Origin of the sequence: Streptomyces sp. NBC_00306, assembly GCF_036169555.1 — a bacterium.
GTDB classification, from domain to species: Bacteria; Actinomycetota; Actinomycetes; order Streptomycetales; family Streptomycetaceae; genus Streptomyces; species Streptomyces achmelvichensis.
In genome coordinates, this window is the sequence record NZ_CP108032.1 from 4,641,098 (window position 1) to 4,655,323 (window position 14,226).

Sequence of the window (14,226 nt, forward strand, 5' to 3'; positions counted from 1 at the left end):
ACCTCGGCATCCGTGCGCAGGGGCCACCCGCGCACGGACCGTCGAGTCCGATCGGTTCACCGGGCCGATCCCCGGCCGTAGCCCGCTCCCGGCAAGCCTTGGACACGATCCCGCTTGCCGCTCGCGGCCCGGCCCCCATGACCTGCGGCAGCACCTGCCGTACTGCGGCCATGCCCACCTGTCCGGACATGGCTGAACCCCTGCGCCTCGAAAGGGCCCCCTCATGTACCGTCACTCGCGCCTTCGGCATGCCCGTACCCCCCTCACCCTCCTGGCCACCGCGACCGTCGCCTCCGCGCTCCTGGCCGCGTCGGTCGGTCCGGCGAGCGCCGGCGAGAGCACCGCTTCCCAGGGCAAGCCGACCGTCGTGCTCGTCCATGGCGCGTTCGCCGACTCCTCCAGCTGGAACGGCGTCATCAGCGAGCTGAAGAAGGACGGCTACCCAGTGGTGGCCGCGGCCAACCCGCTGCGCAGCCTCAGCGGCGACGCCGCCTCCGTCAAGAGTCTGCTGGCCACCATCAAGGGGCCCGTGGTTCTCGTCGGGCACTCCTACGGTGGTGCGGTCATCACCAACGCCGCCCACGGCTCCGACAAGGTCAAGGCACTGGTGTACGCCGACGCCTTCCTCCCCGACAAGGGCGAGAGCGCCAATGCGCTGGCGAGCAAGTTCGAGGGCAGTGTCATCGCCAAGGTTCTGCGACCCGTCCCGATCACCAACGCCGACGGCTCCAAGGACGTCGATCTCTCCATCGACCAGTCCGCGTTCCCCCAGGCGTTCGGTGCGGACGTCCCCGCGGAGAAGGCCGGTCTGATGGCGGTCACCCAGCGCCCCGGGACCGGCACGGCTCTCAACGAGCCGTCCGGTGAGCCTGCCTGGAAGGACATCCCCTCCTGGGCTCTCGTGGGCACCAACGACCGGATCATCCCTAGGGAGGCCCAGGTCTTCATGGCCGAGCGCGCCGACGCCCACATCAAGGAGATCAAGTCCTCCCACGCCGTGAGCGTCTCCCACCCGCAGGCCGTCACCGACGTCATCGAGAAGGCGGCGCGGACGGTCCGCTGACCGGCACCCTGGCACCCCAGCACGGCGGGGCGGCGAAGGCGCCGCCCCGCCGTCGTGCACAGTTGCCGGCCCACGGCGCCCGCACGCCCGGCACCGGCCTCCCTCCACGGCAGGAGGGTTCACCGGCGCCGGGCATCGGTCACGGTCGCCGGTTCACCTCACGGAGCGAGGCGGTAGGCGTTCGTGATCGTCTCGCGCACGGTGTTGCCGCCCTTGTCCTTCAGGTCCACCTGGAAGGACACGGCCTTGGCGGCCGCGGGGTGCTTCACGATCACCGAGCGTGCCCCCTTCGCGTCGGTTGTCACGGTGAGCGCCTTCCAGGTCAGGCCGCCGTCGAAGGAGACCTTCACGGTCAGCGCGGCGACCTGCCCGGCCGCGGCGGCCGCGCCGCTCAGCTTCAGCGGCACCGCCAGCGCGCTGCCCGCCCGAGCCGTGCCGCTGAGACTCAGCATCGGCGTGAACCGCACCGTCGACAGCGGCAGCCTGGCCGTGCTGTCCGCCGCCGGCCGGGCCGAGGTGAACGTCCACACCCCTGCCACCTTCGTGCTGGTGGACGTGTCCTCGGTGGAGCGGCTCGCCTCGACCGTCAGGCGGTACGGGGCGGAGGCGGCGGGAACGTCGGCGCCCAGCCAGTCCGTGGCCGGGCCCTCGGCGAGGACCCGTCCGCCGGATTCCAGCTTCGCGGAGCCACTGGTGACGGTCGATGAACCCAGGTTGCCGTGGCCGTCGTTGAACAGTGGGATCCTGGCGCCGATGTAGTCGCCGGTCCGCTCGGCGCCCTGCTCCCCCGGAGTTCCCGCCGCGAGATCGGGGCCGACCACACCGGTGTTGAAGTTCAGCGTGTGGCTGGAGCCCGGCTTGTAGGCCACCGCCGGCTTCGAGTAGATCATGCGCGGCTCGCTGCGGGCGTTGAGCTGGGTGGCCGTCCAGGCCCAGCGCACGCCGGCCGCGCTCAGGTAGTGCGTGGTGGCCTGCGGCAGCTTCTGCTCCTGCGGTTCCGCGATGCCGATGCTCGTCCCGAGTTCGTCCAGCGGCGTGATGTGGACCTGGCCCTTGGCCCCGGTGACGGAGGCGCCGAAGCCGAGCTTCACCTCGGCGACATCGGCCCGGGTGAGGTTGCGGGTCAGGCCGGTGAAGAAGCTCCCCTTGCGGTTGAAGGCGAGCCGGTGGTCGACGTTCTTGCCGGGCGTCTTCCACACGCCGTTGAACTGGGCCCGCATCGTCGGGGATTCCGGGCCGAGGGCGGCGGTGCGGATCGGCGGTACCCCGTTGGTGGACCAGGAGTTGCCCACGCCGACGGCCTGGTCGTAGTAACCGACGATGGAGGTGACGAGCTTCGCGGCAGGGTCCATGGCCTTCACGGCGAACGGCTTCGCCTTGCGGGAGTCGAGAGTGACCGCGACCTTGCCGGTCACGTTCAGCACCGGCTGGACGAAGAAGCCCAGTTCGTTGTCCTTGGCGAAGACCAGGCTCGCCAGCTGGTACCTGCCCTTGGGCAGCCGCTGGACCACCGTGCCGTTCGCGCTGTACGGCAGTTCCACGAACTCGCCGCGTCCGTCGACCAGGTTGATCGTCGTCATGTACGTGGCCGGGTTCGCGCCGTCGGCATCGATGTGCCGCACGGTGACGTCGTACGACTCCACCTCCCGCTCGGCCACCAGACCGGTGCGTACCTGCTGGCCGTCTCCCGATGCCAGCACGGTCCCGCCGAAGACGCCGTCGGCGGTGCCCTTGCGGGTGTCGACGGTGACGGTGGTCGCCGCGGTGCCGCCGGCCGGAACGGTGAGCTGGGCGTCCTTGACGGTGAACATGCCGGCCGGCGCGGGGCCGCCCGACGGGTCGACCCCGGAGACGCTCAGCCGCAGAGTGACCGCCTGGGCGCCGTGGTTGCGGTAGGTGACGGTCTTGGAAACCGGCTTGTCGTCGGCGTGCGGCCAGGCGTGCAGACCGAAGTCCAGGGAGCCGGGCTCGGAGACGACGGCGGCGGTGGCGGCGCGCTCCAGGTCCACCCGGCCGGCGCCCTGCTGGTAGGCGTTCAGCACCGGGTTGGGCTTGGCGGAGCCGGTCAGGAGCGACTTCAGCCGTGGTCCGGTCCAGCCCGGGTGCTGCTGGAGCACCAGGGCGGCGGCGCCCGCGACGTGCGGGGAGGCCATCGACGTGCCGGACTGCGAGATGTAGTCCTCGCCCGAGGGCTCCTCGCTCTGCGTGGTCAGGGCCGCGGTGATGTCCACGCCGGGGCCGGTGATGTCCGGCTTGGGCGTGCCGTCGAGGTTCGGACCGCGGCTGGAGAAGTCGGCAAGCTGGTCCTGCTTGTCCACGGCGCCGACGGTGAGCGCCGTGGGCGCGCTGCCGGGCGACCAGATCGTGCGGCGCCCTTCGCCCGAGTTGCCCGCGGCCACCACGAACAGGGCCTTGCCGGAGAGCCGGGCGATGGCCGCCTCCATCGGGTCGACCCCCGGGGTGTCGGGGGAGCCCAGGCTCATGTTGACGACCTGCGCGCCCTGGTCGACGGCCCACTGCATGCCGGCGACGATGCCGGAGATGTCGCCGAAGCCGTCATCGCCCAGGACCTTGCCGTCCAGCAGCTTCGCGTCGGGAGCCACGCCCTTGTTGCGGCCGCCGGACTTCGCCCCGCTTCCGGCGATGGTGGAGGCCACATGCGTGCCGTGCCCGTAGCGGTCGTCGTTGACGGGGGACTCGGTGAAGTTCTTCTGTGCCACCTCGACGCCCTGGAGATCCGGGTGGGTCTGGTCCACGCCGCTGTCCAGGACCGCCACCTTGACGCCCTTGCCGGTCCAGCCCGACTTCCACATGGCGGGCGCACCGATGTGCGGCACGCTCTCGGCCAGGGAGCCCCGGACCTTCGCGTCCAGCCACACATGGGCGACGGGCCGCGCGGCCGAACCGCCCGACGTACGGGCCGCGGAGCGACCGGTGACGGCCGCCCACAACGTCGGCGCACCGGACTTGGGCGTCTCGAAGGCCTCGCCGCCGACCGCGGGCAGTGCACGCCGTTCCCGGACGGCCACGCCCGCGAACGGGTCACCGGAGCCGGCCCTTGCTCCGTCGCCGTCCTGCCGGTAGCCGACGATCAGCGGCAGCGTGGTCCGGTGCGCGTCGTCGTACCCGTCCCCGGCCAACCGCGCGACGTCGAACAGCCGCCGGTCGAGCACGCCGTCGGCGACCAGGCGCAGGGCGTCCTGCGGGACGACGTACGTGTGCCCGTCCGCGCGCCGCACCGAGAAGCCGATCCCCTCACGGCCCTTGCCGCGCACGAGCCGAACCACCTTTCCGTCCGGCCCGACGTCCACGCGGTCGCCGCTGATCAGCGTGACCGTGGCCGGTGGCTTCGCCTTCGCCCGGGCTTTCGTCCCCTCCTGCGCGGCGGAGCCGGCGGCCTGCGCCGTCTGCCCGCCCGCCGAAACGGCCCCCGTGACCAGCGCCCCGGCCACCACGGCGGCCAGTGCCGCCGTTCTCGCACGTGCTGTGGATCCCACTCGTGTTCCCCCACCCTCGTGTGCATGCCAACGCGTTCTCCGGTACTACGCACGGGGGAGGGGTTCGGTTGCCTGCGCCGCTCGCACATCGGAAGAGGGGAAGGAGGGGCGCACCGGAACGCGGTTGGAGCGGGACGACCGACATGACGCGCGCCGACGGCGGCATTAGTCTGATCGGGTGAAGCCGCGCTACGCGGCACGTCGGCCGAGCCTTCCTGACCTGCGGGAACCCGGCCGCAGCACCCACGGACGAAACCCATGTACGAGCCACGTCGTGGTGGACGCGCTCCCCTTTCATCTCCCCGAGCGCAACAGTGTCTCCGGCCGAAGCAGGGCGGGCTGATACGGGCGCGTGACAGCAGGTACGGCCTGACACGACGCAAGGAGGCTGCGATGAGTACGGCGGATGTGTCCAGCGAAGCCGGCAGGGTCTCGCGTGCCCAGGGCATCGACATGATGCTCGAGGTGGTCCTTGTCCCGGTGTCGGATCTCGCGCGCGCCACGGAGTTCTATCTCCGCCTCGGGTGGAGGCGGGACGACAACACGCCGCCCGGAGTGGAGCAGTTCACCCCTCCCGGCTCCGGGTGCTCGGTGGTGTTCGGCGAGGGCCTGACGACGGCAGCGCCCGGTTCGGCCGGCGGTTTCCTGGTCGTCCCGGACATCGAAGCGGCACGGGAGGCGCTGGTCGCCGACGGTATCGACGTGGGCGAGATCTTCCATGTCACCCCGGGCGGCCCGGTCCCGGGCCGTGACCCCGATGGCGGCAGCTACGTCACGAGGGCGTTCTTCAGTGATCCCGACGGCAACAGCTGGATGCTGCAAGAGATCACGACCCGCCTTCCCGGCCGCCTCGGATGATCCGCCGCTTCGGACGTGAGGCTTCATGACCACCCCGCGGGATCTGCTGATCGTCGCCATGGACGTCGAGGGCACCCGCGACGTCGGACCAGGTGACCTGTCGCTCGCGCTCGCCGGAGCCGAGTTGATCGAGCTGCTGAAGACACCGACCATCCGCTTGGACGCCGGTCGAATCGTGCCGGGGCATCTCCCGCTGCCGGCGGATCCGCTCCTGGTGGAGGCCGCCGCTGTCCTCATGATGGACGAGCCCTACGAGTTGGTCGGCGACTGGCTGTGGCGCAGAGGTGACTCTCTGGCCGAGGCGTACATGGCCGCCTTCGAGGCCGACGGGCTGGTCGTGCGGCAGGGCAGCCGGCCCTTCCGCGGCGGGCAGAGGGTCCTGGTCGATTCGCCGTTGCGCCGGGGGGCGATGGAGCGCTGGGAATCCGGCGAGCCGGTCCTCCGCAGCCTGGCGGAAAGTCTCGGGATCCAGCACGGGGGCGCGGAACCGTCGGAGATCGATGACTACGCCGTGGCGATGGTGCTCGGCGCTGTCAACGACGCACTGCTGGAGCTGGAGGGCGAGCGGCAGAAGCGGGGCATCGAGCAGGCCGCCTTCGACAACGTCTGGCGTGGCTTCTGAGGGACCGTGCTCCGCTCTGAGAGCCGTCGGCGGGCGGAGGCCGGACGGCCCGTCCGGACGGCCGTACATCGTCCGTGATCCGAGTGGTCCGGTGCCTGCGGCCGTTTGCCCGAGGCAGCGGCGGGGACTGCGTGGAGCATGATCCGAACCATTGTGCGCGGCTGCGCGGCGGGGGCCGCGGGGACCACCGCGTTGAATGCCATGGGCTATGCCGACATGGCGCTGCGGGGCAGGCCCGCCAGCAGTGTCCCGGAAACCCTCGTGGACACCGTCACCACCCGGGTGGGGATTCCGCTCCCGGACTCCGACGACAAGGGCAACCGGCTCTCCGGTCTCGCGGCGATCGCCGGGATCGCCGTGGGAGCCGGCACGGGCGCCGCCGTTGCGCTGGCCCACCGGTCCGGGGCCCGGCTGCCCGTCTGGCTGGGCGGCGCGCTCACCGGTGTCCTGGCGATGGCCGCGTCCGACGTGCCCCTCGCCGCCTTCGGGATCAGCGACCCCCTTACCTGGTCGGCCGCCGACTGGACCTCCGACGTGGTGCCGCACCTCGTCTACGGCCTCGTCACCTACGGCCTGGTGGCCGCGTGGGACCGGAGGCCGTGAGCATCGCCGCCCGATCGGCCTGGGCCCGAGGATCCGCCATCTCCTCATGCTGATCAGGGAAGAAGACTCCTTTTGATACGGGTTCCCGCTGATGCATGCTGGAGGAGCGGCTCGCCCCCATCCCAGAGGCGTGACCTGCGGTTCGATCGAAGCGGAGGAGACAGGCCATGACCAACGACCAACAGAAGGCGCTGCTGGCGGGCGGATGCTTCTGGGGCATGCAGGATCTGATCCGGACGCTCCCCGGTGTCGTGACCACACGCGTGGGATACAGCGGTGGCGACACCCCCGATGCCACGTACCGCAACCACGGGAACCACGCCGAGGCGATCGAGATCGTCTTCGACCCCGCGGTGACCGACTACCGCACGATCCTCGAGTACTTCTTCCAGATTCACGATCCGACCACGAAGAACCGGCAGGGCGGCGACATAGGCGCGGACTACCGCTCCGCCATCTTCTACGTCGACGACGAGCAGAAGCGTGTCGCCGAAGACACCATCGCCGATGTCGAGGCTTCCGGCCTGTGGCCCGGAAAGGTGGTCACCGAGGTCGCGCCGGCCGGTGCGTTCTGGGAGGCCGAACCGGAGCACCAGGACTATCTCCAGAAGTACCCCGAGGGCTACACCTGCCACTTCCCGCGGCCGAACTGGCAGCTGCCGAAGCGCGCGGAGATCTGAGGTACGGCCCTCAGGGTCCGTCAGCCCGATGCCCCGGGCCGGCCGTTCCGGGCTGCGGCTCGGCCGGCCGGTTCAGCAGGTAGCCGGCCACGGTGTTGGCCACCGCGACCAGGGGTACGGCGACGACAGCGCCCCCGATGCCGGCCACCAGCCCTCCTGCGGTCACCGAGAAGATGACCGCCAGCGGATGCACGCGGACCGCGCGGCCGAGGATGAACGGCTGGAGGATGTGTCCCTCGAGCTGCTGCACGCCGAGCACGATGATCAGGACCAGCAGCGCGGTGAACACGCCGTTGGCGACGAAGGCGACGACGACGGCCAGCAGTCCCGAGACGACCGCGCCCACCAGGGGGATGAACGCGCCGGCGAAGACGACGACGGCGAGGGGCACGGCCAGGGGGACACCGAGGATGTAGATGCCCAGGCCGATGCAGACGGCGTCGATGAAGGCGACGATGAGTGTGCCGTGGACGTACGCGGTGAGGGTGTCCCACGCACGGGGACCGGCGCCGGCGAGTGCGGGGCGGGCGGGAGCCGGGGCGAACTTGAGGCTCCATCTCCAGATGCGCGGCCCGTCGTAGAGCAGGAACAGCGTGGAGAACAGGGCCAGCAGGGAACCGGTGAGCAGTTCCAGGACGACGGTCACACCCTGGAGGCCGGCATCGGCCAGTTGTTCCCTGCTGGAGCCGATTCCGTCCCTCAGCATCCGGGTGAGGTCGTCGATCTGCGCTTCCGTGACGTGGAAGGGGCTGTTCAGCAGCCAGCGTTTGGCGTCCTCGATACCGTCCTGGAGGCGGCTCGAGAGCTCGGCCAGATTGGTCATGACCTGCCAGACGACGAACCATCCGACGAGCCCCAGCAGGGCGAAGCCGAGGAGTGCCGTGATGGCGGTGGCCAGCCCTTGCGACACTCCGTGCCGGTGGAGACGGGCCACGGTGGACTGGAGCAGCGCGGTGATGAGGAGCGATGCCACGAAGGCGAGCACGAGCACGCGCACGGCGCTGATGGCCTGCACCAGCACCCAGAGCGTGGCCGCGATGACGAGGAGGCGCCACCCGGCTTCCGCGGCTACGCGAACGCCCCACGGGACTGCCGTGGCCGGTGGCGGTCGGTGACGGGCGGCAGGCACGGCGGAGCCCGGCGAGCCCGGCTCAGGAGCGTCGACAGCCCGTTCCCGAGGCGTTGGTTGGGCCGCTCTCTGCCCCTTGGCGCGGAGGCGCTTCAACCATTCCTCACGTCCCACGTCCGCACCTCTCCCTCCGTCGTCCAGCGTTCAGTGGATGCGCGCCTCGGCGAGTCCACCCCCGCCCGCGGCGATGCCACCGGTCGGCATGGTCGGCTTGGTCGCCTCGGCCGGGCCGAACGGCGGGGTGTCCTGTCGGCAGGTGGCGCCGGCGGGCGGCAGCGCGCCGGTGATGAAGTAGCGCACGGCGTACCGGTTCACGCAGGTGCTGGGATTGACCAGGGCGGTGTGGCCGTACCCCTGGAGGGTCAGCAGGCGGGCGTCGGCCAGTTCGCGGGCCATGACCTCGGCGGCCCGATAGGACGTGGCCGGGTCGTAGGTGGGATTGACGACCAGGATCGGGTGCGCGGTGGGGCGGTTCCACGGGCCCGTGTAGCGGTGGGCCGCTGTCGCCGGCCACTGGCCGCACCACTCGTAGTCCCCCACCCAGCGGCGGCCGAGGTCGCCCGCGCGTGCCGCGCTGAACGCGTCGAGTTCGGCATAGCGGCTGAGGACACGAGGGTTGGGGCTCTCGGAGCAGACGACGGCGGCCTCCTGCTCGAAGCCCGGGTAGGCCGTGCTCTCAGGGGCCGCCGGCAGGCTCGGAGCGCGTCCCTGCCACAGCGTCTGCAGTGTCTCGGCCGCGTCGGTCCACCCCGGCGTGACGAAGTAGAGCGAGGACCGCACGGTGTCCACGGTCTTGGCGTAGGTCCAGTCACCGACCGGTCGGCGTCGGAGCCGTTCCATCAGAGTGGTCAGTTTGGTGCGGGTGGCACCCGGGCTGCGGGCGGAGAACGCGCAGCGTGATGCCGGGCCTTGACCGCACAGGTCGAGGAACTGATCCAGTGTCGCGGCCGACCCCAGGTCCGAGCCCATGCGCAACGCGGTGGTCAGCCGCGCTGGTGCGGTCATGGCTCCGTCCGCGTAGCCGAGGGGGTCGACGTTGCCGTCCAGGAGCAGGCCGCCCACCTTGTCGGGGAAGAGGTTCGCGTAGACGGCACCGAGAAACGTGCCGTACGAGATGCCCCAGTAGCTGAGCTGTTCGTCCCCCACCGCCTGGCGCAGCCGGTCCAGGTCGCGGGCGCTGTCAGGGGTGGAGACATACGGCAGCAGCTTCGCGGCCCGCTGCTTGCAGCCCTTGGCCAGCTCGGCCCTCCCGGCGAACCAGGCCTGTCGTTCTTTCTCCCCGACCGGGAATCCCGCCGGCTGCCGCGCCCACCAGGCGGTCGCCTCCTCCGCGCTGCCGAAGCAGCGCACCGCGGTGCTGCGGCCCACACCGCGGGGATCCCAGCTGACGATGTCGAAACGTTCGCGCAGCTCGGCCGGGAAGTACCGTTCGTACCAGGCGGGCAGGGCATGGGTGCCGGCTCCGCCGGGGCCGCCGGGGTTGAAGAACAGCGACCCGAGCCTCTCGGAAGGGCCGGTGGCTCGGCGCCGGATCAGAGCGAGATCGATGCTCTCTCCGACCGGACGGTCGTAGTCGAGCGGAACGTCCAGCGTCGCGCACTCGAATCCCCGCTGTGCCTCTTCCTCGCACGGCCGCCATGTCGGTGCCGCTGCCCCGGAGCCCCCACCACGAACGGCCGGCGGTGCGGTGGCACCGGTGGTCAGGAGTACACACGGCAGCAGCATCGCGACGCACCACGCGGCGCGCCTTCGCCGGCCGGATATCGGGCCTGGCATCAGATCTCCTCCGCCGTCCATGTGCCGGGCCGCCGTCGCCGGTGGTCCCCTGGTCTGGACTCACCTCACCATCGCCCGGGGCAGGGCAGCACCCGTTGCGCACCCGAACGCGGTACGGCCCGGGGGAGCCCCGGCTCCCGGCTCCGACGTGCGCGGCGGGACGCGGGGGCGGAGATTGGAACGACCGGAGATCGCGGGGAGCGGACACCGGCCGCGTCGTACGAGCTGAGGAGCCGCCCATGTCGTCCGGCCCGACAGGCGAACAGTGGGAGATATGCCGGGACGGCCGGCGTGCCGTGGTGGTCCAGCTGGGTGCGGCGCTGCGCCACTACGAGGTGGACGGCAGACCGGTGCTGGACGGCTTCGGCGCGGACGAGCCGATCAGCGGCGGACGGGGCCAGATCCTCGTCCCCTGGCCCAACCGGGTGGGGGGCGGGCGCTACCGCTTCGCCGGCGACGACCTCCAACTGCCGCTCACCGAACCGGAGAAGCACAACGCGATCCACGGCCTGCTCCGCTGGAGCCCGTGGCGGCTGCTCGTCCACGGCGAGGATGTGGTGACGGCCGGGACGACCGTCTTTCCCCAACCGGGATACCCCTTCCGGCTGGACGTCGTCGCCGAGTACCGGCTCGGGCCCGAGGGACTCGAAACCACCGTCTCCGCCACCAACACGGGCCATGTCCCCGCGCCCTACGGCGTGGGGCAGCATCCGTATCTGACGGTCGGCACCGACCGGGTGGACGACGCCCTGCTGACGGTCCCCGCCCGGTACCGGCTGCGCACCGACGACAACGGGCTGCCCGTCGGCCGGGAAGACGTCGACGGCACGGAGTACGACTTCCGCACCGCCCGCCCGATCGGCGGCGCCCAGCTGGACACCGCCTTCGCCGGGCTGGAGCGCGACGCGTCGGGCCGTGCCGTCGTACGGCTCGCGCACCCCACCGGGCGGCACGGTGTCGACCTCTGGCTCGGCGACGGCACTCGGTACGTGCAGATCTACACGGGTGACACGCTCGACGAGCCCCACCGGCGCCGCGGCATCGCCGTGGAGGCCATGTCCTGTCCGGCGGACGCCTTCCGCAGCGGCACCGATCTCACCGTCCTGGAGCCGGGGGACGGTCATGTGCTGCGGTGGGGCCTGAGCCCTTGGGGGACCGGATGACCTCACCTTCGCCGGCGGCCGGGGAGCGGATGAGCGACGACGCGTTCCGGTCGCTGTACACGCGGCTGCGGGACGGGACGCGGACGGCGGATCCCCGCGGGGCGCTGCGCCATCTGACTCCCGAACGGGTCGTGGCGGCCGCAGCGCGGGTGCGGATCGGCCGTACGGTGTCGCTGGCCGCCCCGGTGGACACCCACCCCGCCCCGGACAACCCCGAACCGGCGGAACACCGGATGCTGGCGCCCGCTGCCGGTGAGACCCATGCCGAGGGGCTGCACTTCGCCCTGGACCGCATCGCCATGAACGTCCACGGGGACGCGACCAGCCATCTCGACGCCCTCTGCCACGTCCTGTACGACGGCGAGCTGTACGACCGGGTCCCCGCGAGCACCGTGACGGCCGAGGGGGCCCGTGCGCTCTCCGTGGACCTGGTCGCGGAGGGCATCGTCGGCCGTGGGGTCCTGCTGGACATCCCCCGGCTGCGCGGCGTGCCCTGGCTGGAGCCCGGTGACTGGGTGACCCCGGACGATCTGACGGCGGCCGAGGCCGCGCAGGGGGTCCGGGTCTCTCCCGGTGATCTGCTGTTCGTGCGCGTGGGGCACCGCCGGCGCCGCGACGAACTCGGCCCGTGGGACGTGGCACGGGAGCGGGCAGGACTGCACCCGGATGCCGTGGCGTTCCTGGCCGAGCGGCAGGTCGCGGTCCTCGGCGGGGACGGCAACAACGACACCGCGCCCAGCCTGGTGGCGGACGTCGCCTTCCCGGTGCATGTACTGGCCATCCACGCCATGGGCGTGCACCTGATGGACTACCTCCAGTTCGAGGAGCTGGCCCCGGCCTGCGCGGACGCGGGCCGCTGGGACTTTCTGTGCACGGTCGCGCCGCTGCGGGTGCCGGGGGCCACGGGCTCGCCCGTGAACCCGATCGCCGTGCTGTGACCGGGGCGGGGCCGGCGGACCGGCGTCCGGTCGCCGTCCACCCGGAGGGCGGATACGTTCGAAGGGGCGGGGCGACAGGTCTCACGGGTGGGGCAGCAGGTCTCCGCAGCGCGGAGTGACAGGTCCTGGCGGCGCCAGGGCAGGGCCCCGAGCGCAAGGACGGTGGTCGCTGTGGGCGACTTCCCCCACTACGACGTCATCATCATCGGCACCGGCGCCGGCGGCGGCACCCTCGCCCACCGGCTCGCCCCCTCCGGCAAGCGGGTCCTCCTCGTCGAGCGCGGCGACTACCTCCCGCGTGAACGGGACAACTGGGACTCCACCGCCGTGTTCGTGAAGGGCAAGTACCGGGCCCCGGAGTTCTGGCTGGACCAGCACGGCAACGAATTCCCGCCCGAGGTCAACTACTACGTCGGAGGGAACACCAAGTTCTACGGCGCCGCGCTGTTCCGGCTGCGGCCCGAGGACTTCGGCGAGATCCGGCACCACGGCGGCCTCTCGCCCGCCTGGCCGATCCGGTACGAGGAACTGGAGCCGTACTACACCGAGGCCGAGCACCTCTACCTCGTGCACGGGCAGCACGGGGAGGATCCGACGGAAGGGGCGGCGAGCGCCCAGTACGCCCATCCGCCGGTGGAACACGAGCCGCGCATCCAGCAGTTGAGTGACGACCTGCAGAAGCGGGGCCTGCATCCGTTCCACCTCCCCATCGGTGTCAACCTCAGCCAGGACGGCAACGGCAGGGCCACGCACGCGAGTGTCTGCATCCGGTGCAACCGGGTGGACGGTTTCCCGTGTCTGGTGCGCGGCAAGTCCGACGCCGAGGTGATCTGTGTGGAGCCGGCGCTGCGCCACCCCAATGTCGAGATGATCACCAACACCCATGTGGTGCGGCTGGAGACCGACGCGACCGGACGCAGCGTGAAGTCGGTCGTCGGCCGGCTCGCCGACGGGTCGGAGGTCCGCCTCACGGCGGATGTCGTGGTCGTCTCCTGCGGCGCGGTCAACTCCGCCGCCCTGCTGCTGGCCTCGGCCGACGACCGTCATCCCGCGGGCCTCGCCAACAGCTCCGACGTGGTCGGCCGTTACTACATGCGGCACAACAACCTGGCGCTGATGGCCGTTTCGAAGGAACCCAACGACACCCAGTTCCAGAAGACCCTTGCCCTGCACGACTGGTACTTCGGCGCCGACGACTGGGAGTTCCCGCTCGGCGGCATCCAGATGCTCGGCAAGTCGGACGCCGAGCAGATCCACGGCGAGGCCCCGAAGTGGGCGGGTGCCGTGGCTCCCGACATGCCGTTCGAGGTCCTGGCGCACCACGCCGTCGACTTCTGGCTGTGCGGTGAGGACCTCCCGCTGCCCGGCAACCGGGTCACCCTGGACGGCGACGCCCGTATCCGGCTGGCTCTCGACGAGACGAACAACATGGAGGGCCTGAAGCGGCTGCGGCACAAACTCCAGGGAATGCTGGGCCACTTGGGCATGCACGAACACAAGCTGCTGTCCCACAGCATCTATCTCCACAAGGGCATGCCGATCGGCGCCACCGCGCACCAGGCGGGCACCGTGCGCTTCGGCACCGACCCGGCCGCCTCCGCCCTGGACCTCAACTGCAAGGCCCACGACCTCGACAACCTCTATGTCGTCGACACGAGTTTCTTCCCGAGCATCGGTGCGGTGAACCCGTCGCTGACGGCCATCGCCAATGCCCTGCGGGTCGGTGACCACCTCGTGGAGCGGCTGGGCTGACGGGCGGCGGCATTGGGCCGCCTGGGCGAAGATGCTCCGCCAGGCGGAGCAACCCCCGCTCGCCGGACACGCCTCCCGCCGCCGCCGGTGATTGCGTGGCCCCGCCCCAGCCGGGTGGACCGGGGCGCCGCAGCGAGGAGGCAGG

The 14,226-nt window shown here is 71.3% G+C and carries 11 protein-coding genes; 8 read left to right on the plus strand and 3 right to left on the minus strand.

Features of this window, described 5'->3' with window-relative positions; all coding sequences use genetic code 11:
- The first annotated feature begins 223 nt into the window (after positions 1 to 223).
- The gene (locus OHA05_RS20700) at positions 224 to 1,063 is read left to right on the plus strand and encodes an alpha/beta fold hydrolase (RefSeq protein WP_328861402.1); all 840 of its coding nucleotides are present in this window, start codon (positions 224 to 226) and stop codon (positions 1,061 to 1,063) included.
- Positions 1,064 to 1,221: 158 nt separating this feature from the next.
- Here OHA05_RS20700 and OHA05_RS20705 read toward each other — a convergent pair whose 3' ends face one another.
- Complete coding sequence (locus tag OHA05_RS20705) at positions 1,222 to 4,560, minus strand: S8 family peptidase (RefSeq protein WP_328861403.1); 3,339 nt, start codon at positions 4,558 to 4,560, stop codon at positions 1,222 to 1,224.
- A 393-nt stretch (positions 4,561 to 4,953) separates the two neighbouring features.
- Here OHA05_RS20705 and OHA05_RS20710 point away from each other — a divergent pair, with 393 nt between their 5' ends.
- The 4 genes from OHA05_RS20710 to msrA all read left to right on the plus strand — a co-directional run bounded on the left by OHA05_RS20710 (position 4,954) and on the right by msrA (position 7,323).
- The gene (locus OHA05_RS20710; RefSeq protein ID WP_328861404.1) at positions 4,954 to 5,418 is read left to right on the plus strand and encodes a VOC family protein; all 465 of its coding nucleotides are present in this window, start codon (positions 4,954 to 4,956) and stop codon (positions 5,416 to 5,418) included.
- A gap of 25 nt (positions 5,419 to 5,443) precedes the next feature.
- Entirely contained in the window at positions 5,444 to 6,040 is a 597-nt protein-coding gene (locus tag OHA05_RS20715) for a GOLPH3/VPS74 family protein (RefSeq protein ID WP_328861405.1), read from the plus strand.
- 138 nt (positions 6,041 to 6,178) lie between these two features.
- Positions 6,179 to 6,643: a hypothetical protein gene (locus tag OHA05_RS20720; protein WP_328861406.1), complete on the plus strand. Its 465-nt coding sequence runs from the start codon at positions 6,179 to 6,181 to the stop codon at positions 6,641 to 6,643.
- Between the two features lie 167 nt (positions 6,644 to 6,810).
- Positions 6,811 to 7,323 carry a peptide-methionine (S)-S-oxide reductase MsrA gene (gene msrA, locus OHA05_RS20725; RefSeq protein WP_313944826.1) on the plus strand — a complete coding sequence of 171 codons (513 nt, stop codon included), beginning with the start codon at positions 6,811 to 6,813 and terminating at the stop codon, positions 7,321 to 7,323.
- Between the two features lie 10 nt (positions 7,324 to 7,333).
- On the opposite strand, the gene OHA05_RS20730 is transcribed toward msrA, so the two are convergent.
- The gene (locus tag OHA05_RS20730) at positions 7,334 to 8,566 is read right to left on the minus strand and encodes an AI-2E family transporter (RefSeq protein ID WP_443043731.1); all 1,233 of its coding nucleotides are present in this window, start codon (positions 8,564 to 8,566) and stop codon (positions 7,334 to 7,336) included.
- Between the two features lie 30 nt (positions 8,567 to 8,596).
- Positions 8,597 to 10,228, minus strand: a complete 1,632-nt coding sequence (locus tag OHA05_RS20735) for an alpha/beta hydrolase (RefSeq protein ID WP_328861407.1) — start codon at positions 10,226 to 10,228, stop codon at positions 8,597 to 8,599.
- Positions 10,229 to 10,467: 239 nt separating this feature from the next.
- On the opposite strand from OHA05_RS20735, the gene OHA05_RS20740 reads away from it, so the two are divergent.
- The 3 genes from OHA05_RS20740 (at position 10,468) to OHA05_RS20750 (ending at position 14,081) form a co-directional block, all read left to right on the plus strand.
- Complete coding sequence (locus OHA05_RS20740) at positions 10,468 to 11,391, plus strand: aldose 1-epimerase family protein (RefSeq protein ID WP_313944824.1); 924 nt, start codon at positions 10,468 to 10,470, stop codon at positions 11,389 to 11,391.
- Between the two features lie 29 nt (positions 11,392 to 11,420).
- Positions 11,421 to 12,329 (plus strand): cyclase family protein, encoded by a 909-nt coding sequence (locus tag OHA05_RS20745; protein WP_313948912.1) that lies wholly within the window; start codon positions 11,421 to 11,423, stop codon positions 12,327 to 12,329.
- 171 nt (positions 12,330 to 12,500) lie between these two features.
- Positions 12,501 to 14,081 (plus strand): GMC family oxidoreductase, encoded by a 1,581-nt coding sequence (locus OHA05_RS20750; protein ID WP_328861408.1) that lies wholly within the window; start codon positions 12,501 to 12,503, stop codon positions 14,079 to 14,081.
- Positions 14,082 to 14,226 lie beyond the last annotated feature (145 nt).